At 68.3% G+C, this 25,917-nt stretch carries 26 protein-coding genes and 2 riboswitches; of the genes, 5 read left to right on the top strand and 21 right to left on the bottom strand.

From position 1 onward, the window contains the following. Positions 1 to 14 precede the first annotated feature (14 nt). The 5 genes from pbN1_RS12580 to pbN1_RS12600 all read right to left on the bottom strand — a co-directional run bounded on the left by pbN1_RS12580 (position 15) and on the right by pbN1_RS12600 (position 3,727). Positions 15 to 2,156 carry a methyl-accepting chemotaxis protein gene (locus pbN1_RS12580; RefSeq protein ID WP_169203095.1) on the bottom strand — a complete coding sequence of 714 codons (2,142 nt, stop codon included), beginning with the start codon at positions 2,154 to 2,156 and terminating at the stop codon, positions 15 to 17. Positions 2,157 to 2,207: 51 nt separating this feature from the next. Then, positions 2,208 to 2,723, bottom strand: coding sequence for a chemotaxis protein CheW (locus pbN1_RS12585; protein ID WP_169203096.1), 516 nt, complete (start codon positions 2,721 to 2,723; stop codon positions 2,208 to 2,210). Between the two features lie 5 nt (positions 2,724 to 2,728). Next, positions 2,729 to 3,094 (bottom strand): response regulator, encoded by a 366-nt coding sequence (locus pbN1_RS12590; protein ID WP_011236795.1) that lies wholly within the window; start codon positions 3,092 to 3,094, stop codon positions 2,729 to 2,731. Between the two features lie 23 nt (positions 3,095 to 3,117). Further along, a complete protein-coding gene (locus tag pbN1_RS12595) occupies positions 3,118 to 3,504 on the bottom strand; it encodes a response regulator (protein WP_169118297.1) in 387 nt (128 codons plus the stop codon). Positions 3,505 to 3,574: 70 nt separating this feature from the next. Next, the gene (locus tag pbN1_RS12600) at positions 3,575 to 3,727 is read right to left on the bottom strand and encodes a rubredoxin (protein ID WP_211161483.1); all 153 of its coding nucleotides are present in this window, start codon (positions 3,725 to 3,727) and stop codon (positions 3,575 to 3,577) included. 135 nt (positions 3,728 to 3,862) lie between these two features. Between pbN1_RS12600 and thiD (pbN1_RS12605) the strand changes: the two genes are divergently transcribed. From thiD (pbN1_RS12605) to hemL, 3 genes are read left to right on the top strand one after another with little or no spacing between them, the layout of a single operon-like run. Continuing rightward, a complete protein-coding gene (gene thiD, locus pbN1_RS12605; protein ID WP_169203098.1) occupies positions 3,863 to 4,732 on the top strand; it encodes a bifunctional hydroxymethylpyrimidine kinase/phosphomethylpyrimidine kinase in 870 nt (289 codons plus the stop codon). Continuing rightward, on the top strand, positions 4,725 to 5,351 hold the full coding sequence (gene thiE, locus pbN1_RS12610) for a thiamine phosphate synthase (protein WP_169203099.1): 627 nt from the start codon (positions 4,725 to 4,727) through the stop codon (positions 5,349 to 5,351). The genes thiD (pbN1_RS12605) and thiE overlap by 8 nt, the downstream gene beginning before the upstream one ends. A gap of 48 nt (positions 5,352 to 5,399) precedes the next feature. Then, positions 5,400 to 6,683, top strand: a complete 1,284-nt coding sequence (gene hemL, locus pbN1_RS12615; RefSeq protein WP_169203100.1) for a glutamate-1-semialdehyde 2,1-aminomutase — start codon at positions 5,400 to 5,402, stop codon at positions 6,681 to 6,683. A gap of 128 nt (positions 6,684 to 6,811) precedes the next feature. On the opposite strand, the gene mgtE is transcribed toward hemL, so the two are convergent. The 14 genes from mgtE to pbN1_RS12685 all read right to left on the bottom strand — a co-directional run bounded on the left by mgtE (position 6,812) and on the right by pbN1_RS12685 (position 20,389). Next, a complete protein-coding gene (mgtE, locus tag pbN1_RS12620; protein ID WP_169203101.1) occupies positions 6,812 to 8,254 on the bottom strand; it encodes a magnesium transporter in 1,443 nt (480 codons plus the stop codon). Between the two features lie 171 nt (positions 8,255 to 8,425). Then, positions 8,426 to 9,118: a monofunctional biosynthetic peptidoglycan transglycosylase gene (gene mtgA, locus pbN1_RS12625; RefSeq protein ID WP_169203102.1), complete on the bottom strand. Its 693-nt coding sequence runs from the start codon at positions 9,116 to 9,118 to the stop codon at positions 8,426 to 8,428. Beyond that, on the bottom strand, positions 9,115 to 9,948 hold the full coding sequence (aroE, locus tag pbN1_RS12630) for a shikimate dehydrogenase (RefSeq protein WP_169203105.1): 834 nt from the start codon (positions 9,946 to 9,948) through the stop codon (positions 9,115 to 9,117). The genes mtgA and aroE overlap by 4 nt, the downstream gene beginning before the upstream one ends. 2 nt (positions 9,949 to 9,950) lie before the next feature. Then, positions 9,951 to 10,880: an energy transducer TonB gene (locus tag pbN1_RS12635; RefSeq protein ID WP_210147488.1), complete on the bottom strand. Its 930-nt coding sequence runs from the start codon at positions 10,878 to 10,880 to the stop codon at positions 9,951 to 9,953. 12 nt (positions 10,881 to 10,892) lie between these two features. Then, a complete protein-coding gene (locus tag pbN1_RS12640; protein ID WP_169203952.1) occupies positions 10,893 to 12,800 on the bottom strand; it encodes a ribonuclease catalytic domain-containing protein in 1,908 nt (635 codons plus the stop codon). Positions 12,801 to 12,893: 93 nt separating this feature from the next. Next, a complete protein-coding gene (locus pbN1_RS12645) occupies positions 12,894 to 13,808 on the bottom strand; it encodes a methyltransferase domain-containing protein (RefSeq protein ID WP_169203953.1) in 915 nt (304 codons plus the stop codon). Further along, the gene (locus tag pbN1_RS12650) at positions 13,805 to 14,389 is read right to left on the bottom strand and encodes a YqiA/YcfP family alpha/beta fold hydrolase (protein WP_169203954.1); all 585 of its coding nucleotides are present in this window, start codon (positions 14,387 to 14,389) and stop codon (positions 13,805 to 13,807) included. Before pbN1_RS12650 ends, pbN1_RS12645 begins: the two co-directional genes overlap by 4 nt. Positions 14,390 to 14,451: 62 nt before the next feature. Beyond that, on the bottom strand, positions 14,452 to 15,276 hold the full coding sequence (locus pbN1_RS12655) for an undecaprenyl-diphosphate phosphatase (RefSeq protein WP_169203955.1): 825 nt from the start codon (positions 15,274 to 15,276) through the stop codon (positions 14,452 to 14,454). Between the two features lie 86 nt (positions 15,277 to 15,362). Next, positions 15,363 to 15,650, bottom strand: coding sequence for a YkgJ family cysteine cluster protein (locus pbN1_RS12660; protein ID WP_169203956.1), 288 nt, complete (start codon positions 15,648 to 15,650; stop codon positions 15,363 to 15,365). Beyond that, positions 15,647 to 16,171: a DUF2478 domain-containing protein gene (locus tag pbN1_RS12665; RefSeq protein ID WP_169203957.1), complete on the bottom strand. Its 525-nt coding sequence runs from the start codon at positions 16,169 to 16,171 to the stop codon at positions 15,647 to 15,649. Before pbN1_RS12665 ends, pbN1_RS12660 begins: the two co-directional genes overlap by 4 nt. Before the next feature lie 234 nt (positions 16,172 to 16,405). Next, entirely contained in the window at positions 16,406 to 16,732 is a 327-nt protein-coding gene (locus tag pbN1_RS12670; RefSeq protein WP_169203958.1) for a nucleotidyltransferase domain-containing protein, read from the bottom strand. A gap of 9 nt (positions 16,733 to 16,741) precedes the next feature. Further along, the gene (thiC, locus tag pbN1_RS12675) at positions 16,742 to 18,658 is read right to left on the bottom strand and encodes a phosphomethylpyrimidine synthase ThiC (protein ID WP_169203959.1); all 1,917 of its coding nucleotides are present in this window, start codon (positions 18,656 to 18,658) and stop codon (positions 16,742 to 16,744) included. 52 nt (positions 18,659 to 18,710) lie between these two features. Further along, positions 18,711 to 19,580, bottom strand: coding sequence for a bifunctional hydroxymethylpyrimidine kinase/phosphomethylpyrimidine kinase (gene thiD / locus pbN1_RS12680; protein WP_169203960.1), 870 nt, complete (start codon positions 19,578 to 19,580; stop codon positions 18,711 to 18,713). A gap of 45 nt (positions 19,581 to 19,625) precedes the next feature. After that, positions 19,626 to 19,727, bottom strand: a riboswitch (TPP riboswitch). A gap of 83 nt (positions 19,728 to 19,810) precedes the next feature. Next, positions 19,811 to 20,389, bottom strand: a complete 579-nt coding sequence (locus pbN1_RS12685; protein WP_169203961.1) for a TMEM165/GDT1 family protein — start codon at positions 20,387 to 20,389, stop codon at positions 19,811 to 19,813. Positions 20,390 to 20,394: 5 nt separating this feature from the next. Next, positions 20,395 to 20,569, bottom strand: a riboswitch (yybP-ykoY riboswitch). A gap of 160 nt (positions 20,570 to 20,729) precedes the next feature. Between pbN1_RS12685 and pbN1_RS12690 the strand changes: the two genes are divergently transcribed. Then, positions 20,730 to 22,247, top strand: a complete 1,518-nt coding sequence (locus pbN1_RS12690; protein WP_244856944.1) for a carbonic anhydrase — start codon at positions 20,730 to 20,732, stop codon at positions 22,245 to 22,247. Between the two features lie 200 nt (positions 22,248 to 22,447). Next, positions 22,448 to 23,662: a hypothetical protein gene (locus tag pbN1_RS12695; protein WP_169203962.1), complete on the top strand. Its 1,215-nt coding sequence runs from the start codon at positions 22,448 to 22,450 to the stop codon at positions 23,660 to 23,662. A gap of 121 nt (positions 23,663 to 23,783) precedes the next feature. Here pbN1_RS12695 and pbN1_RS12700 read toward each other — a convergent pair whose 3' ends face one another. Together pbN1_RS12700 and pbN1_RS12705 are read right to left on the bottom strand one after the other, a co-directional pair. Beyond that, positions 23,784 to 24,800 (bottom strand): c-type cytochrome, encoded by a 1,017-nt coding sequence (locus tag pbN1_RS12700; RefSeq protein WP_169203963.1) that lies wholly within the window; start codon positions 24,798 to 24,800, stop codon positions 23,784 to 23,786. Positions 24,801 to 24,940: 140 nt separating this feature from the next. Continuing rightward, the gene (locus pbN1_RS12705; RefSeq protein ID WP_169203966.1) at positions 24,941 to 25,894 is read right to left on the bottom strand and encodes a YihY/virulence factor BrkB family protein; all 954 of its coding nucleotides are present in this window, start codon (positions 25,892 to 25,894) and stop codon (positions 24,941 to 24,943) included. Positions 25,895 to 25,917 lie beyond the last annotated feature (23 nt).

Genomic DNA, 25,917 nt, shown 5'->3' on the forward strand with positions numbered 1-25,917 from the left:
CTCGATGCCGCGGGTCAGACCTTGAAGCCCGACACCGAGCCCTTGAGCTCGACCGCGAGATCGGCTAGCTGGCCCACCGACACGGCGGTCTGCTGCGTGCCGCGCGCCGTCTGCTCGGTGACTGCGAGGATCTCCTTCATCGCTTCGGCCACGCGCGTCGCGGCCGCGGCCTGCTGCTGCGTGTCGCCAGAAATCTGTTCGATGAGGCGCGCGGTTTCCGTCGACACGTCGCCGATCTCGGCCAGCGCCTGGCCTGCGGCGTCGGACAGCTGCGCTCCTTCGACCACGTCGCGCGTTGCCGTTTCCATCGAACCGACCGCATCCTTGGTGTCGGTCTGGATTGTTTTCACGATCGCCGCGATCTGCTTCGTCGCCTCGCCCGAGCGCTCGGCCAGGCGCTGCACTTCTTCGGCGACGACAGTGAAGCCGCGCCCCGCTTCGCCGGCCGAGGCGGCCTGGATCGCCGCGTTCAGCGCGAGGACGTTGGTCTGTTCGGTGATGTCCGAGATGAGTTCGACGATCTCGCCGATCTCCTGCGACGACTCGCCGAGCCGCTTGATGCGCTTCGAGGTTTCCTGGATCTGGCCGCGGATGTCGTTCATCCCCCGGATCGTGTTCTCGACCGCACCGGCGCCCTTGCGCGCCGAGTCGAGGGAGCGCCGCGCGACCTGCGCCGAGCGCAACGCGAGTTCGGACGATTCGGTCATCGAACGGGCCATCTGCTGCACGGCCGCGCCGGCTTCCTGGATCTCCCGCGACTGGCGTCCGGTCGCGTCGAGCAGCTCGTTCGACGTGCTCTGCGCCGATTCGGTCGCGGCGGTGACGCGGCCGGCGGCGTCGTTGATCCGCCGCACCAGCACCGAGAGTTCCTCGATGGTGTAATTGACCGAGTCCGCGATGGCGCCGGTGATGTCTTCCGAGACGGTCGTGCGCACCGTCAGGTCGCCGTCGGCGAGGTCGCCCATCTCGTTCATCAGCCGCAGGATCGCCTGCTGGGCAAGGTTGTGTTCGTTCTCGGCGTTCTTGCGCAACGCTTCGGCTTCGGCGCCGCGGGCAGCGATCTCCGCATTGTTGATCTTCGCCATCAGGCCGAGGAGCGCCAGGCCGAGCAGTGCGACGACGGCGATCCCGAGCGTCGCCGGAGTCAGGCCGCGGACGCTTTCGTCGAGGGTGGCGGACAGCGCGCGCACATGGGTCGTCAGTGCCTCGGAATCCTGATAGAAGATATAGCGACCGGCCTGTTTCGCCCGCACGAGGACGTCGATGTTGTCGACGATGCGGGTGACCGCGCCGAGAGTGTCCTGCGCGTGCGCCTCGAAACCCTGCAGGCGCGCGCGCGCCGCGGGATCCGTCGTCGCCTGCGCGATCGTGGCGACGAGGTCGACGAGGACGCGCGCGTCCTGGCCGAGCGCGGTCGCTGTCTGCGGTTCGATCGCGTTGGGGGCGAGCAGCGCGTTCGCGTTCTTCGTGATGCGTTGCGTCAACATCACCACGGTGCTGGCCGCGGCGATGTCGGCGCCCGAAGTGTTGGTCTGCAGCTTGACTTGCGCCAGCTGCCGGGCCTGCTGGAACAGCTGTTCGTCCTCCTCGTTGAGCGTCGTGATGGCGTCGGTCAGCGTGAGAAGGATCTTCTCCTGGCCGAGCAGCCGGGCGGCGTTGCGGTCGGTCTCGCTCCACGCCGCGCGCAGCGCGGCGATTCCGGCTTGTGCGACGGCAGGCACCGGTGGGATTTCCCTGCCGGCGATCGAGCCCCCCTGATCGAGCGTGTCGAGGAGTTCGGTGAAGCGGCTCGTCCCGCTGCGCAGGTCGACGAACGCCTGCGGGTTGCCTTGCAGCGACAGTTGCGCCGCCTTGGCGATCCGTTGCGACAGCGTTTCCATTTCGCCGGCGACGGAAATGTAGGTCGTCGCGTTCCCCGATTCGCGGAACTGGTGGAAGATCAGCCCGAGACCCGTGATCGTCGTCAGTGCGAAGGCGATGCCCAGCAGGACGATCTTTTCGGACGCGGTGCGGGCGTGCTTTTGCGCCGGTGCCTTCCGTTCCTTCGCCGCGGGGCGGCGCAGCGGCGCTTCCATGATCGTGGTCGCGGCCGGCGCGTCCTCCACGTAGGCCGTCCTGGCGATGCTGAAGTCCAGCTTTGGAAGCTTGAGGGCCATGTTCTTGCTCCGCGAATTCGGATCGTCGTTCAGGGGAAAAACGGGTTTGCGTCAGTCGATGCCGGCGTTCAGGAAGCCGCGATGCGCAAGGAGTTGCGGGACGTCGAGCTTCAGCCACAGACGCTCCCGCGCGTCGCGCAGGCGGCCCTGGACCCACGGCCGCGCGTCGTCGCCCCCGCTCTGGTCCGGCTGGAAGTCGTCGGGGCTGCGCAGGCCGATCGCGCGCGAGACGAGCAGCGCGCAATTCACGCCGTGACGCATGCCCACCAGCAGCAGCCGCGTCGCTCCGCCCGGGGCGATCGGCGCGCCATCGTGGAAGGCCGAAAAGTCCACGACGCTGAACAGCGTGCCGCGCACGTTCACGAGGCCGCGGAACCATTCGCACGCGAGCGGCACCGGCGCGAGCGGCGGCACCGGCAGGATCTCGCCGGTGTCGGTCAGGGTGATCAGCCAGTTTTCCGTTCCTGCGCGCACGCCCAGCAACGCGTGGCGGTCGCCGCTGCGCGCTTCGGCAAAACGGCGGACGAGGTCTTCCTGGAACTCGCGCAGGCTCAGTCGCTTCGCCATCCGCCTCAGCCCAGCGCCTGGATGCGGACGAGCAACTCGGCGCCGTCGACCGGTTTCACGAGATAGTCATGGGCGCCCTGGCGCATGCCCCAGATGCGGTCGGTCTCGAGACCCTTGCTGGTGCAGATGATGATCGGGATCGAGCGGGTGGATTCGCTGCGCGCGATCATGCGCGTGGCCTGGTAGCCATTGATACCGGGCATGACGACATCCATCAGGATGAGGTCGGGCATTTCGCTCTTGCTCTTCGCGATCGCGTCCTCGCCGTTTTCGGCCGTGACCACCTGGTAGCCGCGCGCGGACAGCAGCTCGGTCAGGGCGAAGCGTTCGGTCGGCGAATCGTCGACCACGAGGATTTTCTTGATCGTCATTTGTCCCGGTGCTCCCGTGGCGGTCAGTCTGTGGCGCGGCTGGCGTGGGCAGCTGCCGCCCTGAGCAGGCTGTCCTTCGTGAACGGCTTGGTGAGATATTCGTCCGACCCGGCCATGCGGCCGCGGGCGCGGTCGAACAGCCCGTCCTTCGACGACAGCATGATCACCGGCGTTGCTGAAAGCCGGGGGTTCTTCTTGATCAGCGCGCAGGTCTGGTAGCCGTCGAGCCGCGGCATCATGATGTCGACGAAAATGACATGGGGGCGATGGTCGGCGATTTTCGCCAGCGCATCGAAGCCGTCCTCGGCGAGGAGCACCTCGCAGCCCGAGTGGGTCAGAAAGATCTCGGCGCTGCGCCGGATGGTATTGCTGTCGTCGATCACCATCACCCTGAGTCCGGTCAGATCCATGACGTCAATCCTCGCTGCTTCGTTCTTGCGGGCCGTTCCGCCCGGCCGGCATGTGCGACATTCGCAGACTTCAGAGCTCGACCAGTTCGAAGTCTTCCTTGCGGGCTCCGCACTCGGGGCAGGTCCAGTTCGGCGGAATGTCTTCCCAGCGGGTGCCCGGCGGGATGCCTTCGGCGGGCACCCCAGCGGCTTCGTCGTAGATGAAGCCGCAGATCAGGCACATCCAGGTCTTGTATTGCGTGTTGGCCATCTAGCGGCGTGTTCGGCGCGAATTGGCTGTAAAATCCGCCGCATCTTACCGCATTTTCCCTGCCGCGCCAGACCAGCCGGCGTACCCAGCAGCAGGTAGCCTTAATAAATGTCTTACGGTACTTCCGACGTTCCGCCTTCCGTGCTCTGTTTTGCCACCAGTGACGCGACGGGCGGCGGCGGCCTGCAGTCCGATGTCCTGACGCTCGCGAGCATGGGATGCCACCCGCTGACAGTCGTCGCGGCGGTCGCCGTGCGCGACACCCGCGGCATCGAGGAACTACTCGCGCTCGATGCCGACGCGGTCGCCGCGCAGGCGCGCGCGGTGCTCGAAGATATCCCGGTGCAGGCGCTCAAGCTGGGGCTGGTCGGGAACGTCGAAAACGTCGCCGCGATCGCCGAGATCCTGTCCGACTACCCCGATCTGCCGCTCGTGCTGGAGCCGGCGCTGTCGTACGTCGAGGGTGACGAAGGCGCGGCAGACGAGATGCTCGCGGCGCTTGCCGAACTGGTCCTGCCGCAGGTGACGGTGCTCGTCGCGAGCCGCCACGAAGTGCTGCGGCTCGCGCTCGCCAGCCTCGAGGACGCGGACGCCGACGGCGACGCCGACGCCGACGCCGACGAGCCGCTCCTGCTCGAGGACGCCGTCGCGCACCTGCTGGCGCTCGGCATGGAATACGTGTTGCTGACCGGGGTCGGCGAACCGGGGCCGCAGGTCGTCAATATCCTGATGGGGGCCGAAGGCGTCGTGCGCACCGACGCGTGGGAGCGGTTGCCGGGGCGTTTCCTCGGCGCCGGTGCGACGCTCGCGGGTGCGGTCGCGGCCGCGCTGGCGCACGGCATGGAAGTTCCCGAGGCGGTGCGCGAAGCGCAGGAGTTCACGTTCCAGGCGCTCACCGGCGCGTACCGGCCGGGGATGGGGCTGGCGCTTCCCGACCGCTTCTTCTGGGCGCGGCCCGAGGAGCGCGACGATGCCTGACACACGCCTGCGCGGCCTGTACCTGATCACCCCGGACTCTCCCGACACGACAACGCTCGTGGCGCAGGTCGAGCGCGCGCTCAGAGGGCAGCCCGCGCTGCTGCAGTACCGCAGCAAGCAGCCGGACGCCGCGCTGCGGCTCGGGCAGGCGCGGCAGATCGCGGCGCTGTGCCGCCAGGCCGGCGTGCCGTTCATCGTCAACGACAGCCTCGAGCTCGCGCTCGCGACCGACGCGGACGGCGTGCACCTCGGCCGCGAGGACGGCGATCTCGACGCGGCGCGACGCGCACTCGGGCCGGGCCGGATTCTCGGCGTCACCTGCTACAACGAGTGGCCGCGCGCGGTCGCGGGATGTGCGGCCGGCGCCGATTACGTCGCATTCGGCGCGGTGTTCCCCTCGGCGACGAAACCGGCCGCAGTGCGCGCGCCGCTCGAGCTGTTCGTCCGCGGCCGGCGCGAACTCGATGTGCCGCTCGCCGCGATCGGCGGCATCACGCTCGACAACGCGGCGCAAGTGATCGCAGCCGGGGCGAGTCTTCTCGCGGTCGTCTCCGACGTCTTCGATGCCCCCGATCCGGGCGCGCGCGCCGCCGCCTACCGCACGCTGTTCGACGCCTGAGGGCGTCCGCTTTTTTCCCTTCAAATGCCATCACGGGTTGCCATCGACATGACCAGCAGAAACGAAGCTCTTTTCCAGCGTGCCCAGAAGTCCATCCCCGGCGGCGTCAATTCGCCGGTCCGGGCGTTCCGCTCGGTCGGCGGCACGCCGCGCTTCATCGCCAGGGCCGAAGGGGCGCGCGTGTGGGATGCCGACGGCAAGGCCTACGTCGACTACGTCGGCTCGTGGGGGCCGGCGATTGCCGGCCACGCGCACCCGGCGATCGTCGAGGCGGTGCGCGCGGCGGCGCTGCGCGGGCTGTCGTTCGGCGCCCCGTCGGAGGCCGAAGTCGACATCGCCGAACTGATCTGCGAGCTGATGCCGTCGATCGAGATGGTGCGTCTCGTCAGCTCCGGCACCGAGGCGACGATGAGCGCGATCCGGCTTGCGCGCGGCTTCACCGGTCGCGACGCGATCGTCAAGTTCGAAGGCTGCTACCACGGCCACGCCGACAGCCTGCTGGTCAAAGCCGGCTCCGGCCTGCTGACGTTCGGCAACCCGTCGTCGGGTGGCGTGCCGGCCGACTTCGCCAAGCACACGATCGTGCTCGACTACAACGACCTGCAGCAGGTCGAGGACGCGTTCCGCGCGCGCGGCGGCGAGATCGCCGCAGTCATCGTCGAGGCGATCGCCGGCAACATGAACCTCGTCAAGCCGCTGCCGGGCTTCCTCGAAGGGCTGCGCCGGCTCTGCACCGAATACGGCGTGGTGCTGATCTTCGACGAGGTCATGACGGGTTTTCGCGTCGGCCCGCAAGGTGTGCAGGGGCTCTACGGCATCACGCCGGATCTCACGACACTCGGCAAGGTCATCGGCGGAGGGATGCCGGTCGGGGCATTCGGCGGCCGGCGCGACATCATGGAGCATATCGCGCCGCTCGGTTCGGTGTACCAGGCGGGCACGCTGTCGGGCAGCCCGGTCGCGGTCGCAGCCGGCCTCGCGTCGCTGAAATTGCTGCGCGAGCCCGGCTTCTACGAAAACCTCAGCGCGCGCACGACGCAGCTCGTCACGGGGCTCGCCGCGGCGGCGACCGACGCCGGCGTGAGCTTCAGCGCCGACGCGGTCGGCGGCATGTTCGGCGTGTATTTCAGCGCCGCCGTGCCGAAATCCTTCGCCGACGTCATGGCATCCGACCGCGACGCCTTCAACCGCTTCTTCCACGCGATGCTCGACGCCGGCCACTACTTCGCGCCGTCGGCGTTCGAGGCGGGTTTCGTGTCGGCGGCGCATACCGCAGCCGACATCGACGAAACGATCGCGGCGGCGCGCACGGTGTTCGCGACGCTGGGGTGAGCGGGGCCCGCGCCCCGTAGCGCGCAGGCGGATGAGCCGAGGGCGTCATCCGCGACCTGTTTCCGGCGTGCGCCCGGAAGGCGCTGCACTACCATGCTTCCCGCCTGTCGCCCGGCGGGTTCGGCGGCTCACAGCAGGAACAGCGTCGCGAGTCCGAGGAAGATGAAGAAGCCGCCGGAGTCGGTCAGCGCGGTGATCATCACCGAGCCGCCGATCGCCGGGTCGGCGCCGAGGCGCATGCGCAACATCGGGATCACGACGCCGGCGGCGGCGGCGAGCAGCAGGTTCAGCGTCATCGCGGCCGTCATCACGACGCCGAGCGACACGCTGCCGTAGAGCCACCACGCGAGCACGCCGAGCAGCCCGCCCCACACCACGCCGTTGAACAGTGCGACGCCGATCTCCTTTTTCATCAGGCGCTGCATCGCCGACGGCTCGACCTGGCCCATCGCGATCGCGCGCACGATCATCGTGATCGTCTGGTTGCCCGAGTTGCCGCCGATGCCGGCGACGATCGGCATCAGCGCGGCGAGCGCGACGAGCTTCTCGATCGAGCCTTCGAACGCGCCGATCACGCGCGAGGCGATGAAAGCGGTGACGAGATTCACCGCGAGCCATGCCCAGCGGTTCTTCACCGAATCCCACACCGACGCGAAGATGTCTTCCTCCTCGCGCAGGCCGGCGTGGCTGAGGATCTCGGCTTCGGATTCTTCGCGGATGAAATCGACGACGTCGGCGACGGTCAGCCGGCCGATGACGCGCCGCTCGCGGTCGATGACCGGCGCCGACACCAGGTCGTAGCGCTCGAACGCCTGCGCGGCGTCGTCAGCCTCGTCGTCGGGCTCGAAACTGATGATGTTCTCGCGATGCATCGCATCCGCGACGGTCATCTCCGGATCGTTGATCAGCAGCGATTCGAGCGTCAGGATGCCTTTCAGGTGATCGTTGCGGTCGATGACGAACAGCTTGTCGGTGTGATCGGGCAGCTCCTCGAAGCGGCGCAGGTAGCGCAGCACGACTTCGAGCGTGACGTCCTCACGCACCGTCACCATGTCGAAGTCCATCAGCGCGCCGACCGATTCCTCCGGAAACGACATCGCCGCGCGCAGCTGCTCGCGGCCTTCGCTGTCGAGTGCCTGGAAGACGTCCTGCATGACTTCCGGTGGCAGGTCCGGGGCAAGGTCGGCGAGCTCGTCGGCGTCGAGGGTTTCGGCCGCGGCGATGAGCTCGTCGGGGCGCATCGTCTCGATCAGCGTCTCGCGCACCGCGTCCGACACTTCCAGCAGGATTTCGCCGTCGCGGTCGGCCTTGACGAGGTCCCAGACGAACAGGCGGTCCTCGGGCGGCAGCGCTTCGAGGATGTACGCGATGTCGGCCGGGTGGAGCTTGTCGAGGCGAGTCTGCAGCTCGGCCAGGTGCTGCTTGTGGACGAGGTTTTCGACGAGCTCGTGGCGCGGCATGTCCTGCCGATGGACGAGTTCTTCCACCACCTTGTGGCGCGACAGCAGCGCCTGCACTTCGCGCAGGTGCTGCTGGATGTCGTCCGGGTGGAGCTCGTCTTGCGCGCTCATCGGCGCCTCCGGGGCGGGTGTGGAATCGGGTATGGACAGGGCGTAAGGCGCGAATTCTACGGACTTCGACCCGCCCTTGCGACCCCGGATCCGACAAAATGCTGCGCTGCGGCGAAAGTTCGTCACCGACGCCCTCGACCCCCGTGCCGGCCGGTTCGCCGGAAGGCGGTTTCAGGGCACCGTCGCGTAACCCATCCGCGACCGGATCCGCTGCGCATGGGCGGCGAGGCGCGGTCCGAACTGCTTCTCGTAGCGGCGCGGATTCGGCAGCATCACCGCCAGGCGCGCGGCTTCGGCAGGGCCGAGGCGGCTCGCCGGGGCGCGGAAATAGCGTCGCGCCGCGGCTTCGCAGCCGAAAATGCCGTTGCCCCATTCGACGACGTTCAGATAGACCTCGAGGATGCGGCGCTTGCTCCACACGGCTTCGATCATCACCGTGATGACTGCCTCCTGGGCCTTGCGGAAGTAGCTGCGCGACGGCGACAGGAACAGGTTCTTCGCGAGCTGCTGGCTGATCGTCGAGCCGCCGGCGACCGCGCGGCCCTTGCGCTGGTTCTTCTCGAGCGCGCGCTGGATGCCTTCCCAGTCGAAGCCGTCGTGGTCGATGAAGGTGTCGTCCTCGGCGGTGATCACGGCGCGCTTGAGGTGGATCGAGATGCGTTCGTACGGCACCCACTCGTGCCGCAGTGCGACATCCGGCCGCTTCTGCTGCAGTTCGTCGAGGCGCAGCTGCATGAAGCTCGTGCTCGACGGATTGAACTGGCTCCACCACAGCACGAGCGTGAAAATCCACAGCTGGTACAGCGCGAACAGCGCGACCAGCGCCAGCAGCGCCCAGCCGAGTCCGCGCAGCGCGGTTTTCATGTGCCGTCGAGTTGGCGGCGCAGCGCGGCGAGCACCGGCGCGGTATCCGGCCTTATGCCCCGCCACAGCAGAAAGCTCTCGGCCGCCTGCTCGACGAGCATGCCCAGGCCGTCGGCCCGCTGCGTGGCGCCATCGCTGCGGGCCGCGGCGAGGAAGGGCGTATCGCCGCGCCCGTACATCATGTCGTACGCCAGCGCGCCCGCCGCGTACAGCCAGGGAGGCAGCTGCGGCGCTTCGTTGGCGAGGCTCGCGGCGGTCGCGTTGATGACGACATCGAACGCACGCCCGGCCAGGTCGACGAAGCTGCACGCGTCGAGCGCGACGTCCGGCGCGTGGCTGCGGAACGCCGCGGCCAGGGCGTGCGCCTTGTCGACGCTGCGGTTCGCGAGCGTGAGCGATGCTGGGCGCTCGGCGAGCAGCGGCAGCAGCACGCCGCGCGCCGCGCCGCCCGCGCCGAGCAGCAGGACGCGCTGCCCTTCAAGCGGGCGATCGAGGTTGTGGACGATGTCGCGGATGAGTCCGGCGCCGTCGGTGTTGTCGCCGAAGATGCCGTCGGGCCCGAACGCGAGCGTATTGACGGCGCCGGCAGCGCGCGCGCGCGGCGAGCAGCGTCCGGCCAGCGCGAACGCTTCGAGTTTGAACGGCACCGTGACATTCATGCCGCGGCCGCCGGCATTGCGAAAGCGCTCGACCGCGTCGCGAAAGCCGTCGAGCGGCGCGAGCAGCGCCTCGTAGGACAGTTGCTGCCCGGTCTGCCGCGCGAACTCGGCGTGGATGGCCGGCGAGCGGCTATGGGAGATCGGGTTGCCGATGACGGCGTAGCGGTCGATGGTCACTGGGCGATTACCTTGTCGGCGTTGGTGAAGGTCCAGGTGCGGGCAATCTCGAGGATGTCGGTGTCGCCGCGGATGTCGCTGGGGAAAGGCGCGAACGGCGCGGCGAGCTGGACGATGCGCTTCGCGGCTTCGTCGAGGATCGGCTCGCCCGAAGAACGCTGGACCTCGACGCGCTCGATCGAGCCGTCGGCGCGGATCGCGACGACCAGCAGCAGGCTGCCGTACAGCCGTCCGCGCGCCGCTTCCGGGTAGTTCAGCGTGCCGACGCGCTCGATCTTGTGGCGCCAGTCCTCGACGTACTGCGCGAAGCGGTATTCCTTGGTGCGCGCGCCGATGAACTTCTTGCGCGGGCGCCTGGCGTAGTCGTCGAGCTGGCGGTCGATCTCGGCTTCCAGGCGCGCGACGGTGGCCGCGCTATTGAGCAGGTCGAGCCCCGACGGGGTGGCGGCGGGGGCCGGTGGCGCCTCTCCGCTGCGGGGCGGGGGGCGGGAGACCGCCGCAGCGGCCTTCGGCTGCGTCAGCACGCTGCGCTGCACCGGCGCGGGCGGTGCGACGCGCTTCCTCGCCTCGACGAGCGCGTTGCCGTCGCGGCGGACTTCCTGCGGCGGCAGCGGAGACTTCGGCCTGACTTGTCGGTCGCTGTTGCCGCCGCCGTCGACGTTCGCCTGCGCCAGCGCCTCGGCCTTGTCGGGCGCGCGCGCGTGGCGGGCATTGACGAGGACGACCTCGAGCCCCGGATCGCGGATCGGCGGGCGCACCGGGAGCGTGAAACTGATGCTCAGGATCACCGCATGCAGCACTACCGAGACGGCGAGCGCCAGCTGCAGCCGGCGCGCGTCCCGCCCCGCGCCGCCGGTCAGCTTCGCCAGCGTGCGCAGGGCGCTCGCGGCGGGCGTCGATCGGCGGAGGGTCGGGCAGCTCGACATTGCGCAGCCGGCTCAGCCTTCCAGCGCGGCGTCTGCGGCCTCTTCCGGGGTCGGCTCGGCGAGCGTCTCGACGTAGCGCGCGCGGACGTCGACGTCGAGCACGTCGCTGTCCTCGATCGTCAAGCGCACGCGGCTGCCCGGCAGCTGCACCGGCAGCGACGGCACTTTCAGCAGCAGTGGAATCGTCTCCAGGCGCACGAGGTTGTCGCGCAGCACCTTGCCGTCGACCGCGATGCCGGGCTGCTGGCGCAGCCAGCGCAGGCACCAGTAGCGCTCCATCTGGCGCTGGAAGTCGGCGTATGCGGCGTAGGTCAGTTCGAAGTCGCGCAGCACCGCCATCAGGTCCGCCGACTTCGGCGCGAAGGCCGGCGGCTCGTGGCGCAGCACCGAGATGATCTGCCACTGGTTGATCATGTCGACGTAGCGGCGCAGCGGCGAACTCGACCACGCGTAGCAGTCGACGCCGAGGCCGTCATGCGGCGCGGCGACCGTCGTCATGCGCACCTTGCCGCCGCTCTGGGCGCGATAGAGGCCCGGCACGCCGGCCTCGTCGAGCAGCTTGCCCCAGGTCGCGTTCGCCAGGATCATCATCTCGGCGACCAGCTTGTCGAGCGGTGAACCGCGCCGGCGCTGCGTGATCGTCACGTAGCCGGCGCCGTCGGCGGTCTCGGTCTGCCAGTCGACGTAGAAGTTGAAATCGACCTGGTTCTGGTTGGATTCGGCCTTGCCGCGGCCGGCTTCGAGCACCGTCGCGAGATCCCACAGCAAGGTGAGCTCGCGCTTCCACTCGAAGTCGGGGCCGTCCTGCTCGTGCAATACCTGCTCGTTGAACAGCGGCTCGATGTCATGGTGGCGCAGGTTCGCGACGATTGGCACGCGCTCGACGCGGCTCTCGTGGCCGACGATCGCCAGCGCCGCGGTGACGTCGAGGTACAGCGACACCGCCGGACAGTCGCGCCCGGCGGCGAGCGTGAACGCCTCGACGACCGCGTCCGGCAGCATCGTGATCTTGTTGCCCGGCATATACACCGTCGACAGCCGGCGGCGCGCGATCGCATCGAGCGCCGAGCCGCGCGCAAAGCCGAGCGCCGGCGCGGCGATGTGGATGCCGATGCGCCAGCCGCCGCCTGCGCGCGGCGTCACCGAGAAGGCGTCGTCGATCTCGGTCGTCGTCGCGTCGTCGATCGAGAACGCCGCGACATCGGCGCGCGGCAGCTCGGCCGGCTCGTGCGGCGGTTCGAAAGGCGGGAACGCGACGCCGTCCTCGAAATATTCGAACAGGAAGCGGTGATAGTGGAAATCGTAGCTCGATGCGAGCGCGCCGCACTTGAGCAGCAGCCGCGGCGCCGACAGGCCGGCGTCGACGCATGCCGCCTCGAACGCCTTGGTCTCGATGCGGTTGCGGTCCGGGCGGTACAGCAGCTGCGGCAGCATGCCGGCGAGTTCCGGCGGCAGGCGTCCTGCGACGAGTTCGCTGCGCATGCGCTCGATCGCCTCGGCCTGCTGGCGCTTCTTTTCCAGGCCGGCGAGCGCCGCCTGCAGGATCTCGGCGGGAGCCTTGCGGAAACGCCCGCGCCCCTTGCGGTGGAAATAGATCGGCGCCGAATGCAGGCGCAGCAGCACGGCAGCGGCTTCGACGGCGTTCGGCGCGTGGCCGTGGTACTCGGCGGCGAAGTCCTGGAAGCCGAACTCGCCGTCGCCGCACACTTCCCACAGGAAACCGGTGTCCAGTTCCTCTGCGTCGGCCGCGGCGCGTTCGAGCAGTTCACCCGGCGCGGGCTCGCGGAACTGCAGCAGCACATGGCTGCTTTTCAGTTTCACGCGTTTGCCGTGAGAGGTCTCCACCTGCAGCGAGGAGTCGTTATCAGCGAGAACCGTCCCGGCCTTGAAGGCCCCGTCCTCTTCGAACAGCACAAACATCAGCTACCGCCATCAATGAGCAAGCCCGACAGTTTAAAGGATTCGGTCGCAGCGGGCTCGAAGTCCCGGGCAGGACGCGGCGCGCGGCCCTCGTCACCCGCCGCTCGTCGCGCACTGTCCGCCGAGGGTTCCTTCGGCCGGGCGTTGCGCGGTGGCGACGAGCGCGAGCGCGCCGATCGAATATCCCGTGCCGCCGATGCTGCGATGCGCTTCGAGCTCGGCGGCGATCGCGTCGCGCAACGCGTGCTGCGTGGCCTGCGGCAGGCGCGCGAGCGCTTCGGCAGCGCCCCCGGCGAGATCGAGGAAAGCCTGCCAGTACGCCGCCGCGTCGGCGAAATGGCATGTGAAGCGGCAGGGTTCGATGTGCACGTCGACGAAACCGGCCGCTGCGAGCGCCGCTTCGAGCACCGCCGCATCGCCAAAGCGGAACACCGACGGGCGGGCGACTTTCGGCGCCGGCAGCAGGCGGGCGATGCAGTCCTGTGCGCAGCGGATCAGCGGGACGTCGTCGCGTGCGCCCCACGTCGACAGCGCGACCCGGCCTCCCGGGCGCAGTACGCGGTGCATCTCGGTCAGCGCCCGCTCCGGGTGCGGGAACATGAACAGCGCGAGGCCGGCGAGCACGCAGTCGAAGCTCGCGTCCGGCAGGCACAGCTGTTCGGCGTCGGCGGCGGCGAACGAAAGCGCCGGCGCGCCGGCGGACGGCGCGGCTGCGGCAATTTCGCCGAGCGTGCGGCGTGCGCCTTCGGCGAGCATCTCCTCGGCGATGTCGCTCGCGAGCACCCAGCCGCCGGGCTGCACCTGGCGGGCGGCTGCGCGCGCGAGCAGGCCGGGGCCGCTGGCGAGGTCGAGTACGAGCCGGCCCGGTGCGAGCCGTGCCGCGTCGAGCAGCGCGTCGGCGAGGTCCGCACGCAGGTGGGCGCCGTCAGCATAGCGGGCGGCGATGCGGTTGAAGCCGGCCCGCTCGATCGACTTGAAGCGGCGCGCGTCGAAATCGGGCGCGCTCATGATGCCAGTCCCGCAAACGCGAGCAGCGCGTCGAGATAATCGTTCCAGCGCGAGAAGCCGTGGTCGCCGCCGGCGAGCACGGTCTGCCGCGCGCCGGCATATTTCGTGACCGCGTCGCGGTAGTCGAGCACTTCGTCGCCGGTCTCGGCGAGCAGCCAGTAGCGTTCGGGCCGGGTGATCGCGGCGATGTCGAGCGCGCGCAGCTCCTCGATGTGCCGCGACGTGAAGTCGAAGCGCTCGCCGGTGTAGAGGTTCGTCTGCGGGCCGATCCAGGCTTCGAGCGACAGCGGCGCGACGACGGCGGGGTTCACGAGCGCCGCCGCGAGCCCGTGCTTCTCCGCGAGCCAGGTCGCGTAGAAGCCGCCGAGCGAGCTGCCGACCAGCGTCGGAGGAAGCTCCGGCCGTTCGCGGCGGCAGTGCGCGATCTGCGCCTCGACCAGCGCGACCGCCGCGTGTGGCGACACCGGCAGCTGTTCGCACCAGAACGCGTGCGCCAATCCTTTCGCAGTCATGTGGCGCTGCAGCGCTTGCGCCTTGATCGACGCCGGAGCGGAGCGGAAGCCGTGCAGGTAGATGATCATCGGAGCCTCTCGGGACGGCCGGAAAGCGACAGTCTAGCCGCGGCCGGCGGGATGCGGCGCGGTTAGGGCTCGCTCCACTCGACGAGCCCCAGCTGCCACGTCGCGAGCACCACCAGCCCGAACACGATGCGATACCACGCGAAGGCGACGAAAGTGTGGTTCGAGATGAAGCGGATGAAGGCCTTGACGGCGAACATCGCCGCGAAGAAGGACGCGACGAAGCCGATCGCGAACACCGGCAGGTCGGCCATGTGGAGCAGGTCGCGGTTCTTGTACAGGTCGTAGACGGTCGCCGCGAACATCGTCGGAATCGAGAGGAAGAACGAGAATTCCGCTGCGGCCTTGCGCGACAGTCCGAACACGAGCCCGCCGAGGATCGTCGCCCCGGACCGCGAGGTGCCCGGAATCATCGCCGCGGCCTGCGCGAAACCCACTTTCAGCGCATCGGGCCAGCGCATCTCGTCGATCGCATTGATGCGCGGATGGTACGCGCGGCGCTCGAGCCAGAGGATCAGCAGGCCACCGACGACGAGCGCCGTGGCGACGGTCAGCGGGTTGAACAGCAGGCTCTTGATCGTCGAATGAAACATCAGGCCGAGCACTGCCGCCGGCAGGAAGCCGATGAACAGCAGGCCGACGAAGCGCTGCGCCGCGGCCTCGGTGCCGACGCCGGCCGCGACCCGCGTCAGTCGTTCGCGATAGTCCCAGCACACGGCGAGAATCGCGGCGAACTGGATGACGATCTTGAACACCTTGCTCGCCTCGTCGTTGTAGCCGAGCAGGTCGCCGAAGATGATGAGGTGGCCGGTGGAGGAAATCGGCAGGAATTCGGTCAGCCCCTCGATGATACCGAGAATGAGCGCGATAACGAGAAGAGAGAGGTCCATGCCGTAGTCGTGGAAAATTGAAGTGCCGGATTATACGGACGACGGCGTTATGCCATCGTGAAACCGGCGGAATGCCGCGCGAGCGGCTACGACGTGGCGACCCGCGGCGCGGTGGCGGTCAGCCGTTCAAGACGTTCGAGATATGCCAGCGCGCGCTCGCGCCGGTCGCCGCACATGTCGGCGGCGGGCGCGAGGCTCGTACAGACGGCCGGCCGGCGCGGATCGCCGAACAGCCGGCAGCGGTTCGCGTCGTCGAGCTGCGCGCAGCGCACGCCGGCCGGCTTGCCGCCTGCCATGCCGGGAATCGATGACGAAATCGACGGCGCGATGCAGCACGCGGCGCAGCCCGGGCGGCAATCGAGTGCCGCGCTCACGCTTGCGGACGCAAGGACGACCACCAGCCGAGAATCGCGTCGACGTCCGGTGCCAGCAGCGTCGAGCCGCCGCCGGTGAAGTGCTGCCATTCCGCGAGGAAGCGCTCGCCGACCGCGGTGACGACGGGAACGCCGGACGCGACCGCCATCGCCATCTCGGTGCGCAGCCCCGAACCGCAGGCCTCCTGCGCGCCGAACTTGTTGATGAACACCAGCGCCGCGCCGCGTTCGAGCGCGCTGCGCACCGCCATTGCCGCGTGCGCGAGCGCGTCCGGATCGAGCCGGCACGCCTCCGAACCGCTGCCCAGATCCTGCGACAACGGAAACCGTTCGCCGCCCGACAGGTCTTCGAGCTCCATGCCGCACGGATCGTCGGTCGTCGTCGGGATGTCGTGCTGCAGCACGCCTCCGAGCCGGACCCCCTGCTGCGCCAGCCGCCGCGCGGCTTCGATCAGCACCGGCTCGATGTGGTCGGCGGGCGTGTAGAGGATCGCGGCGATCGGCAGGGCATCGGAGGACATGGCGGACTCGGGCTGGCGGGATGAATGTGCGATTGTCTCATCCGCTGCAGCAGCGATGAAGGGATTGTTGGCTGCCGCAGGCAACACGCATTGGGCTGAGTGACACAGGAGAATTTGGAGAAGGTGTCCCGCGCAACCCGAGTGTGACCGCCTTGTCGCGGCGGCTATTGCAATACGACTTGCGATTCAGCCCATTTGAGTACCGCGTCGACCCGGTCCCAAGTCGCAACCGAGTCAGCCATAAACGACTTTTCCCTCGCGCAGCGCCCAGTACAGCGCTGAGCCCGGCTGGGCGCCCCAGTGTTGCACTTCGTCGGCGGAATAGACAAGGACATCCGTCGGGATGCGCAGCGGGCGTAGCAGCCGGCGCAGGCGCACCATTTCGCGCGCCCGGTCGGGGACTTCGTCTTCGATCACGAGAAGGTCGAGGTCGGATTCGGCCGTTGCATCTCCGCGGGCATACGAGCCGAACAGCAGGATTTTCCGGGGGTGCGCACCCTCCGCCAGCGCCCGGACGGCGGCGGCGACGGTCTGATCGGAGATGCGCCCCGTGCTTGCCATGTCTGCAGCCTACACCTGCCGATACACCTCGGCGCCGCTCTTGACGAACTCGACCGCCTTCACTTCCATCCCCTTCGCGAGCGCCTCGTCTTCCTTGATGCCTTCCTGTGCGGCGAAGTCGCGCACGTCCTGGGTGATCTTCATCGAGCAGAAGTGCGGGCCGCACATCGAGCAGAAGTGCGCGACTTTCGCGGAGTCCTTCGGCAGCGTCTCGTCGTGGAATTCCTTCGCCTTGTCCGGGTCCAGCCCGAGGTTGAACTGGTCTTCCCAGCGGAACTCGAAACGCGCCTTGCTCAATGCGTTGTCGCGGATCTGCGCGCCGGGGTGGCCTTTCGCGAGGTCCGCGGCGTGCGCGGCGAGCTTGTAGGTGATGATGCCTTCCTTGACGTCCTGCTTGTTCGGCAGGCCGAGGTGCTCCTTCGGCGTGACGTAGCACAGCATCGCCGTGCCGTACCAGCCGATCTGCGCCGCGCCGATGCCGCTCGTGATGTGGTCGTAGCCCGGCGCGATGTCGGTCGTCAGCGGTCCGAGCGTGTAGAACGGCGCCTCCTTGCAGTGCTCGAGCTGGAGATCCATGTTCTCCTTGATGAGGTGCATCGGCACGTGCCCCGGGCCTTCGATGATCGTCTGCACGTCGTGCTTCCACGCGATGTCGGTGAGTTCGCCGAGCGTCTTCAGCTCGCCGAGCTGCGCGTCGTCGTTCGCATCGTAGATCGAGCCCGGGCGCAGGCCGTCGCCGAGCGAGAAGGCGACGTCGTAGGCCTTCATGATGTCGCAGATGTCCTCGAAGTGCGTGTAGAGGAAGCTCTCCTTGTGATGCGCGAGGCACCACTTGGCCATGATCGAGCCGCCGCGCGAGACGATGCCGGTCATGCGGTTTGCAGTCATCGGCACGTAGCGAAGCAGCACGCCGGCGTGGATCGTGAAGTAGTCGACGCCCTGTTCGGCCTGCTCGATCAGCGTGTCGCGGAAGATCTCCCAGGTCAGTTCCTCGGCCTTGCCGTCCACCTTTTCGAGCGCCTGGTAGATCGGCACCGTGCCGATCGGCACCGGCGAGTTGCGGATGATCCACTCGCGGGTTTCGTGGATGTTCTTGCCGGTGGACAGATCCATCACCGTGTCGCCGCCCCAGCGGATCGACCAGGTCATCTTGTCGACTTCCTCCGAGATCGACGAGCCGAGCGCGGAGTTGCCGATGTTGGCGTTGATCTTAACGAGGAAGTTGCGGCCGATGATCATCGGTTCGCTTTCCGGGTGGTTGATGTTGTTCGGGATGATCGCGCGGCCGCGCGCGACCTCGCTGCGCACGAACTCGGGGGTGATCGCTTCGGGGATGCTGGCGCCGTACGATTGGCCGGGATGCTGGCGCGTGAGGAGCTTGGCCATCTTCTCGCCGGTCGGGCCCGCGGTGCGCAGCGACTCGACGTAGGCCGCGCGGTTCATGTTCTCGCGGATCGCGACGTATTCCATCTCCGGCGTGATGATGCCGCGGCGCGCGTAGTGCATCTGGCTGACGTTCATGCCGGTTTTCGCGCGGCGCGGCTTGCGGTGCAGGCCGGGGAAGCGCAGCTCGTCGAGGGCCTTGTCGGCGGCGCGGCTGCGGCCGAATTCGGAAGACAGGTCGGCGAGCACCTCGGTGTCGCCGCGCTCCTCGATCCACTGCTGGCGCAGCGCCGGCAGGCCGGAGCGGATGTCGATTTTCGCGGTGGGGTCGGTGTACGGGCCGGAGCAGTCGTAGACGAAGATCGGCGGATTCGGCTCGGCGCCCATCGACGCGGGCGTGTCGGCCTGCGAGATCTCGCGCATCGGCACGCGGATGTCCGGGCGCGAGCCTTCGACGTGGATCTTGCGCGAGTTCGGCAGCGGCGCAACCGCGGCTTCGTCGACATGGGCTTTCGCGGCGATGAATTTTTCGCTGGCGTTCATGGTGTCTCCGTATCTGGGGGGTAGTCGGGCCGCTGTACCGCGCGGCGTGTCGTTATGTGTGCTGGCGGGGCCAGACGGTGTGGAAATGATGGACCGGGCCGTGTCCCCGGCCGACGGCGAGCGCGTCGGCCGATGCGATCGCGCGCAGCAGATAGTTACGCGCGTCGCGCACCGCGGCTTCGACCGGCCGGAGTGCACGCACCTGAGCACGCAACTGAGCGCCTGCATGCTGCGGCAGCAGCGCGGCGATCGCGGACGACAGCGTGCAGCCGGTGCCGTGGGTGTTCTTCGTCTCGATGCGCGGCGACGGCAGCTCGATCATGCGGTCGCCGTCGAACAGCAGGTCGACGACTTCGGCTCCGGGCAGGTGGCCGCCCTTGAGCAGCACCCAGCGCTCGGAGGACAGCGGCAGCATGTCGCGCAGCCGCTCAGCGGCGCGGTACATCTCCTTGACCGACTCGGGCGGGCGCTGTTCGAGCAGCACGCCCGCTTCCGGGAGGTTCGGCGTGATCATGAAACTCTGCGGCAGCAGCGCCTCGATCAGCATCGCGACGGCGTTCTTCGCGAGCAGGTGATCGCCGCTTTTCGCCACCATCACCGGGTCGCAGACGACGAAGGGCGCGTCGAAATGGGCGAGCCGGTCGGCGACGGTCGCGACCACGTCGGCGGTGCCGAGCATGCCGAGCTTGACTGCGGCGAGCTTGACGTCGGCGAACAGCGTGTCGATCTGCAGGCGCAGGAACGCGACCGGCGGCGTATGCATGCCGGTGACGGCCTGCGTGTTCTGCGCGGTCAGCGCGGTAACGATGCCGCAGCCGTAGGCGCCGAGCGCGGAGAAAGTCTTGATGTCGGCGAGCACGCCGGCGCCGCCGCTCGGGTCGACGCCGGCGATCGACACGACGTTTGGAGGCGTGCGCGTCATGCGCGGAGTCCCGTGCGGGAGAATGGCTGGATCGGCGGTGAACAGGTCTGCATGAAAGCGTTTCCCTACGCCGGTGCGATCCGGATCAGGTTCAAAGGGTTTTTCTCAGCGCGTGCGAAAGCCGCACGGGCACCCCCAACGAGCTGCGAACGTTACCGGACGAGTGAGGCTTCGGCAAGGATTTTTAGCGTCCCGATCGAAACCGTTCATTTCCTCATGCCCCCCTGCGATCACCCGCCGCCGAAGCCGGCCAGCGCGGCGACGCCGAGCAGCGCGAACAATGCCGCCGCGATGCCGTGGATCAGGCGGATCGGCAACCGGTTCGCGATACGGTCGCCGGCGACGACGGCCGGCACGTTCGCGACCATCATGCCGAACGTCGTTCCGGCGACGACCGCAGCGAAGGTGCCGTACTGTGCGGCGAGCGCGACCGTTGCGATCTGCGTCTTGTCGCCCATCTCGGCGAGGAAGAATGCGACGATCGTCGTCGCGAGCACGCCGAGCTTCGGCGTGGCGAGCTCGTCGTCGTCGAGTTTGTCCGGGACCAGGATCCACGCCGCCATGGCGAGGAAGGACGCGCCGAGCACCCAGCGCAGCAGGTCCGGGCCGAGCAGCGTCGTGACCCACGTGCCGACGGCGCCGGCGAACGCATGGTTCGCGACGGTCGCGATCAGGATGCCGGCGACGATCGGCCACGGGCGACGGAAGCGGGCCGCGAGCATGAAGGCGAGCAGCTGGGTCTTGTCGCCGATTTCGGCGAGCGCGACGATGCCCGAGGACATCAGGAAGGCTTCGGCAGGAAGATTCATCAGGTTCTCCGGGCCGGCTGATGACCGATGACCGCACGCCTCCCGGGCCCGAAAAATCGGAGGGCATGCAGCCAAAAGTCTCGCCAGGCCCGAAGGCTGGCCACGCCATGCCCGACGGGCAAGTCTGTTGACGTGGTCCCCGCGAATGCGCGCGGGCGGCTACTCCCTGATGACGGCGCGCATTCTACCGGTGTGATACGTTGATTGGAAGGCAGGCATTCAAAGCGCAATCCGGAATGGATCGACGCTGGCTGCCAGGATCCTTCACGAATCGCAGCCGGTTGTCGCTAAAGATATCCTGATCCCGGCCGAAGACCGTAACACCTCCCGGAACTCCTTCATGACGATGAAATCCTCGCCGCCCCTCCTGCACTGCTGCCTGCTCGTCGCGCTGGCATTCGTCAGCCCCGCGGCGCTCGCCGAGCCCTGGGAGGTTGTCATCAGGGACCGCGAGCGCCAGGTGGAGATCGACCGCTCCAGCGTCATGGCGTCGGATGCCGGCAGCAAGGTCGCGTGGGGGCGTATCGTGCTGTCGCCGGAACGGGCCGCATCGGAAGGATATGCCGTGGTGAAGGCGCTGAACCGCTTCGATTGCCACAATCGCAGGTTCCATACGGTCAAGCGCGTCTATCTCGATGCGCGCCAGTTCGTGCTGCGCGAAGAACCTGTGCCCGACCAGCAGCCGATAGCGGTGGCGCGCAACAGCGTCGATGAGCGGGTGTGGCAGGAGGTCTGCCGGCCCGCGTCGGCGAGCGACCTGCAAAAAGTTGCGCACGACGCCGTCGCTTCGGCGGCGGCAGTCACCGATGATTCCGCGATCGACCCGCCGGTCAGGCTCGCAGCGGTCTCGACTCAGGCGCCCCTGGTACCGCCACCGAAGACGTCGCCCAGAACGGCGCCTTCCGCCGCCGCTTCGACTGCACCGCGGCCGGAGTCGAAGCCAGAACCGAAACCCGAGCCGAAGCCGGGGCCGAAGCCGGGGCCGAAACTCGAGCCGAAACTCGAGCCGAAACTCGAGCCGAAACTCGAGCCGAAACTCGAGCCGAAACCCGGGCCGAAACCCGGGCCGAAACCCGGGCCGAAACCCGGGCCGAAACCCGAGCTCAAGTTGCGTGCGGCGCAGGCTTCCCTGTCGCCGATCCCCAAGTCCGCGCCGGCCCCTTGGGTTCCCTTCGTGAGCGATGCCGCCTGGAGCTACGAAGGTGCGACGGGCCCGGAGCACTGGGGCAGGCTGCGGCCGGACTGGTCGCTGTGTGCCGAAGGCAGGCGCCAGTCGCCGATCGAGCTGGGCGGCGGGGTCGTCGTCGATCTCGAGGCGCTACGCTTCGATTACCGGGAGACGCAGTTTCGCATCACCGATACGGGGCGCACGCTCGAAGTGCGGGTCGGCGAAGGCATGGGGGTCGAGATCCGCGGCCAGCGCTATGAGCTCGAGCATCTCGAGTTCCACCGGCCCTCGCTCGCGCGGGTTGGCGGGCAGGCCTCCGACATGGCGGTGCATTTCCATCATCGCGATGCGGCCGGACGGATGGCGGTCGTCGCGGTGCTGCTCGAAGGCGCCTCCGGCGGACATCCGCTGATCCAGAGTCTGTGGAACAGCCTGCCGCTGGAGCGCGGCAGCAGCTACGCGCCGGCGTCGCCGATCGACCTCGCCAGCCTCGTGCCGGTCAGTCCCGCCCACTACCTGTATGTCGGATCGCTGGTCACGCCGCCCTGTACCGAAGGCGTCGTGTGGGCGGTCATGAAGGAGCCGGTGAAGATATCGGCGGAGCAGGTGCGCGTCTTTGCGCGTCTCTATCCGCGCAACGGGCGGCCGATCCAGCCGCTCAACGGCCGCCTGGTTCTCGAGTCGCGCTGAGGCGGATCTGCGGCGGATCTGCGGCGGATCTGCGGCGGGCAGCCCCTTCGCTGCGGGCGCTGCCCCTCGATGGCGGACCCGGGCTTTCCCGCGGGCCGCGGGGGCGCATATCATGACCTCCCGCCGCCTCCGCTTCGTCTCGTGAGCGGATCGCAGTGACGGCGGAGGGCGGATGCCGGACATCGGGGCAAGGAGGGTTCATGTTCGAGGGGATGGTAGCGGGGGCCCGCAGGGTCGGAATCCCTGCCCCGGCGGGTTTGGCGGCGACCGGGCAACGACTTCGGGAGCGGCGCGCGCCGCACGATCCGCTGCGCATCGAGGCGCAATGGGATGGCCAACGTGTCACGGCGCCGGCCATCCTCGATTTTGATTCGCGTACGCCGGATACGCGGCAGCTCGCCGGCTGCACGGTCGGGGAGGCGCTGGCGCGGCTCCCCGTGCTGTGCGCAGCGGCCCCTCGTGCGCAGACGATCGTTGCGATGGCGGCATTCGTCGCCGCCGGTGCGGAAGGGGCGGCGCGCGGCGAAGCACGGGACGAGGAGCGCACAGTCGCAGCGGAAACCGCGCAGGAGCATCTGTCGCGGCTGATGCTCGACTGGCCGGTGCTGTTCGGCCACGAGCCGCGCCGGGAGCGGTTTGCCGTGTTGCACCACGGGCTCGCGCAGATCGGCGGCGGGCGGGCAGCCTACGAGCTCGGCGGCGATCTGCTCGATCTGGTCGCGGTTGAACTGCTCGGCGGCTTCTTCCGCGCGACGCGCGAGCCGACGGCGTTGCGTGAGTTCGTCGAACGCGCCCGGCAGGGCGGCACGATCGGCGAGGCGCTCGCCGACCTGATCGAAATCGGCACCTCGACCTCCGAGCACGAGGGCGTGCCGCTGCTGCCGTCACTGTCGGCGCAGGCCTGGGGCGAGACGCTCGGGGGGTTGCCCTCGCCGCAGTTCTGTCGCACGCCGTCGCTGCACGGGCAGGCGCATGAAACCGGCGTGCTCGCCCGTCATGCGGGTTCGATGCTGGTGCGCATCCTGCTGACGAAAGGCCATCGCATCGCGGCGCGCCTGTTTGCGCGTGTCATCGATCTGGCAGATTGCGCGAGCCGCCTGCGTCATCCGCTCGCGGACGACATGCCGGCGCTGCTCGACGCGGCGCCGCTCGGCGACCGGGCCGGACTCGCGTGGGTCGAGACCGCAGGCGGCCTGGTGCTGCACGCAGTGCGGCTCGACGACGAGCGCATCGCCGAGTACTCGATCATCGGGCCGACGCAGTGGAATTTCCACCCGGAAGGCCCCTTCATGACCGAAGGTTCGGGCTGGAGCGCGGCGTCGATCGAGGCGGCGCGGCTGCGCTTCGCGGCGCTCGTGCTGTCGCTCGATCCAGGCCGGGATTTCGAGATCGTGCTGAAGCCTGTCGAGGGGTGAATCCCCGTCCGCGCGGAGCGGGCGGGGGATTGCAGGGCTCGCTACTGCACCAACGACTGCCGGCTGATTCCTCGGGCGCAGGCGGCGCGAGACAGTCGCCGTACCGGTCGTCGACGAACCGTCACTTCGCGCCTTCCGCGGCCGGTTTCTGCGGCGCGACTGCTGCATTGCGGGCTTGCGCGCGCTGCTTCGCCATCTCCATGAGAGGGGGATAAGGTCCGTAGCGGTGCTGGTCCGCCGAAGCGCCGTCCACATACGGCGGGAATGCGGCATCGACGGGCTTGTTCCACCGGGCCGGGAAATCCTTGTCGAGACTGGCCTTGATCGGGCGCGGCTTCGACAGCACGTAGGCCACGACGTCGTAGGCTTCCTCATCGTTCAGCACCGGCGTCAGGTGCGTCGTGCCCTGCGGCATGTTGTGTTTCACGAAGCGCGTCGCCGTCAGCAGGCGGTTCATGCCCGCGCCGTTGTTGAACGTGTCATTCCCCCACAGCGGCGGGAAGATGTAGCCTTCGGCGTCGCCGACCTTGCCGCGGCGCTGTCCCTCGCCATTCATGCCGTGGCATGCCGCACACGTCTTGCCATAGAGCGCTTCGCCCGCGGCGAGGTCGGCGCGCCGCTCAGGGACCTTCGTCGGCTTCGTGCCCGCACCCTCGAGTTGTGCTCCGATCGGGATGCCGCGCGACAGGTAGTGGATGTACGTCACGAAGGCCTTCATCTCGGGCGAATCGAGCGGTAGCGCGCGCCCGTTCATGCTCCGCTCCATGCAGCCATTGACGCGCTCCTCAACCGTACTGATCGAATCTTCGCGCGAACGGTACTGCGGAAAGGTCGCCGACACGCCGGTCCAGGGCATCGCGTAGGGTTTGGTCGCGTTGTCCTGGTGGCATGAAGTGCAGGCGAGATTGTTGCCAGCGAAGCGTTTTTCCTTGTCCTGCACTTCCGGCCCGATCAGCGCGAAGGTGCGCGTCGTCAGTTCGTGCCCGTAGCGCACCAGCTTGCCGTACGCATCGTTTGGAAGATTTTCCGGATTCGGCGCGGGACGATCGAGCAGGCTCGTTTTCGCGCCTTCGCCGGCGGCGCCGGCGCCGCCGGCGAGAATGGCGGCAAGGCTTGCCGCGAACAGCTTCGCTTTCATTTGTCTCCTCTCTACAGGGAAGTTTATTTAATTATTAAATGCTTATTTAATCTACCTGCGCCGGGCCTACCGGACAAGGCGCTTCGTGCTGCCCACTCCCCGTTTTGGGTAGCTGACGCAGCCCACCCGCGGTTCCATCGTCACGTGGGCGACGACGGGGCTGGCGGCGGCCGGCCTTCGAGGTCGGAAACCTTTTCCTCCACCACCTCCGTATGCACCAGTACCGCTGAATGGCGCGGCCGGATCGGCAGTCCGCGGGATTCCCGATGCGCGCGCGTGAACGCCGCGCCGAACAGCAGGATCAGCGACGAATAGTTCACCCATAACAGCAGCAGCACCAGGGAACCCGCGGCACCGTAAGTCGAAGCTGGCGCCGTCTTCGCCAGGTAGAGCGCGATCAGCGATCGGCCGAACGTGAACAGCGCCGCTGTGACGAAGGCGCCGAGCGCGACGTCCTTCCAGCGCAGGATCACGTCCGGCAGCACGCGGAAGATCGTCCCGAACAGCAGCGTGACGACCGTCAGCGACACTACCGTCTCGACGCCCGCCAGCAACGGCGCCGGCACCGGGAGCCAGTCGCTCGCGAAGGCGATGATCGAGTTCAGGATCACGCTCAGCAGCAGCGATACCAGCAGCACGAAGCCGATCGCCAGCACCACCATCAGCGACAGCAGGCGCGCCTTGACGAGCAGGAAGACGCTGCTGCGCGAGGGTTTCGCCATCACCCCCCAGATCGCGTTCAGCGAGCGCTGCATCTGCGCGAACACGGTGGTCGCGCCGAACAGCATCGCGCCGATGCCGACGAGCGTCGGCAGCAGGCCGCTGGCTTCGATGCGGCTGCTTGCCACCGCGGTCTGCACCGCTTCGGCGGCCTCGGAGCCGATCGCCTGTTCGAGCTGCGCGGCGATCTGGCCGCGCGCCGCGTCCTCGCCGAGCACCGCGCCGACGATGCTGACGACGATGATGACGACCGGCGCGACCGAGAACACGGTGAAGAATGCGAGCGCCGCGGCATGGATGAACGCGTCGCTGTCGAGCCAGTAATTCACCGTGCTGCGCAGCACGCCGAACCAGTAGCCGAATACTTTCCTCATGAACAGCCCCTCGCGCCGGGAAT

The sequence above is a fragment of the Aromatoleum bremense genome (assembly GCF_017894365.1).
GTDB lineage: Bacteria > Pseudomonadota > Gammaproteobacteria > Burkholderiales > Rhodocyclaceae > Aromatoleum > Aromatoleum bremense.